Origin of the sequence: Phenylobacterium sp., assembly GCF_046590535.1 — a bacterium.
Lineage (GTDB): Bacteria > Pseudomonadota > Alphaproteobacteria > Caulobacterales > Caulobacteraceae > Phenylobacterium.
The window spans coordinates 1-2,670 of record NZ_JBKJTG010000224.1; the positions used below are offsets into that span (position 1 = coordinate 1).

The 2,670-nt window shown below is 71.7% G+C and carries 2 protein-coding genes; both read left to right on the top strand.

Going from position 1 to position 2,670, the window contains the following annotated elements:
* Positions 1-874, top strand: an 874-nt coding sequence (gene lysA, locus ACLL81_RS13675; protein WP_411288908.1) for a diaminopimelate decarboxylase, incomplete at its 5' end; no start/stop codon positions are given.
* Positions 875-954: 80 nt separating this feature from the next.
* On the top strand, positions 955-2,670 hold a 1,716-nt coding region (locus tag ACLL81_RS13680; protein ID WP_411288909.1), incomplete at its 3' end, for a PQQ-binding-like beta-propeller repeat protein.

Below are 2,670 nucleotides of genomic sequence, written 5' to 3' on the forward strand. Positions count from 1 at the left end.
GCTTCGGCTGGTGGACGCCGTGGCCCAGCGGCTGGGGACCCGGGCCCAGGTGGCCATCCGGGTGAACCCCGACGTGGAGGCTGGCGGCCACGCCAAGATCTCCACCGGCAAGGCGGAGAACAAGTTCGGGGTCTCGCTATCCGAGGCCGAGCGGCTCTATGCCAACGCCTCCAACATGGCCGGCGTGATCCCGGTGGGCGTCGCCTGCCACATCGGCAGCCAGATCACCGACCTGGCGCCGATGGAAGCGGCCTTCACCAAGATGCGCGCCCTGGTGGAGCGGCTACGCGCCGAGGGCCTGAGCGTGCGGCGCCTGGACCTGGGCGGCGGCCTGGGCGTGCCCTATTTCAACCAGCCGACCCCGCCGGCGCCGGACGCCTACGCGGCGATGGTTGCCCGGGTGACCCGCGGCCTGGACGTGGCCCTGGCCTTCGAGCCCGGCCGGATGATCGCGGCCAACGCCGGGGTGCTGCTCAGCCGGGTGATCCACATCCACGAACGACCGGAGGGCCGCCGGTTCCTGGTGCTGGACGCGGCCATGAACGACCTGATCCGGCCGGCTATGTATGACGCCTATCATGACATCCGCCCGGTGCGGCCCCGAGAGGGCGAGGCCCAGGCCTACGACGTGGTCGGCCCGGTGTGCGAGACCGGCGACACCTTCACCCGCGACCGCGCCCTGCCGCCGCTGGCCGCCGGCGACCTGGTGGCCTTCATGACCGCCGGCGCCTACGGCGCGGTGATGTCCAGCGAGTACAACAGCCGGCCCCTGGCGCCGGAGGTGCTGGTCAGAGGCGCCGACTGGGCGGTGGTGCGGCCCCGGCCCACCTATGAGGACATGCTGGCCCGCGAGCAGTCCGCGCCCTGGCTCTAGGATCAGCACTCAATTCGGCTAGGCTGAGAGCGACGCCGCACCATACAGGCGGGTCTGAGGGTAGCCGGGGGCGACTGACCATGAAACGGCGCAATGCGGTCGTCGCCGGAGCTGCGGGCCTTTTGCTGGCGCTCGGGGTTTCCGCGGCTTCCCTGGCCCAGCCGGCGGCTGGAGGCGGGGCGGCCGCGAGCGCGGCGCTGTTCGCGGCGCGCTGCGCGAGTTGCCATGAGCCGCCGGTGGTCCGCGCGCCGGGCCGCGAACAGCTGCGAAACCTGACCAACCCGCAGATCGTCGCGTCCCTGACCGATGGGATCATGAAGCCCATGGCCACCGGGCTGACCCAGGCCGAGATCGCCGGCCTCGCCGCCTTCCTCACCGGCCGCGCCGCGCCGGCGACGGAGGGTCTGCGCCGGGCGCCGCCCGCGCCGCCGCCGCCGGACCTGAAGCCGGACGCGGCCGCGGCGGCCGTGCTCGGAAGGTTGCGTCCCGTGTCGCCGGCCATGCTGAAGGCGCCGGCGCCGGGGGACTGGCTGCATTGGGGCGGCGCCTACGACGGGCAGAACTACAGCCGGTTGACGGGCATCGACCGGCGCAACGTGGCGCAGATGAAGCCGGCCTGGCGCCAGGCGATCCAGAGCGGGCCCAGCATGCCCTCGCCGCTGGTCCACGACGGGGTGATGTTCCTGCAGACCACGCCCGACACGGTGCTGGCGCTGGACGCGGCGAGCGGGAAGGTGCTCTGGCGGCGCAGTTACAAGCCGCGCAGTTCCTCCAGCCAGAAGATGGGCCTGTCGATCGCGGGCGGGCGCCTCTTCGTGCCGACCTCGGACCTGCACGTGATCGCGCTGGACGCGCGGACCGGCGAGACGGTCTGGGACCACGACATCACGCCCAGCCCGCCGGTCACCGGCAAGATGCTGCTCAACCTGCGCAGCGCGCCGCTGATCGTCGGCGAGAAGGTGATCCAGGCGGTCACCGGCAGCGCCGCGCCGGGCGGCAACTTCATCGTCGGGCTCGACATCGCCACGGGCAAGGAGCTGTGGCGGTTCCACACCATCGCGCGGCCGGGCGAGCCCGGTGGCGACAGCTGGAACGGCCTGCCGCTGGCCAAGCGCAGCGGCGGGTCGGTCTGGCATCAGGGCACCTACGACAGCGCCCTGAACCTGGTCTATTTCGGCGTCGGGCAGACCTATGACACCGGCCCGCTACTGAAGCCCTCGGGCATCCCCGGGACGACGCGCGAGGCGCTCTACACCGACTCGACCATCGCGCTCGACCCGGACACCGGGAAGCTGGCCTGGCACTACCAGCACCTGGCCAACGACCAGTGGGACCTGGACTGGGCGTTCGAGCGGTCGCTGGCGACCATCAAGGTCGGCGGCCGGCCGCACCGGGTGGTGATGAACATCGGTAAGATGGGCATCCTCGACGCCCTGGACGCCAAGACGGGCGCCTATCTGTTCTCGACCGACGCGGGGACGCAGAACGTCATCTTAGCCATCGACCCGAAGACCGGGGCCAAGACCACCGATCCGCAGCGCTGGCCCGACAAGACGCGCTCGACGCTCATCTGCCCGAGCGCGTCGGGGGCCCGGTCCTGGCCGTGGACCAGCGTCGATCCGCGCACCGAACAGCTCTATGTGCCGCTGACACAGTGGTGCATGACATTTGGGCCGCCCGCCGGGTCCGGCTTCCAGCTCCTGAGTTCCGGCGTCGGCCTGACCCCCACCGACCATCCAGACGCCGTGGCGAGCGGCAAGATGGGCGCCCTGCAGGCCATGGACCTGAAAGGCCGC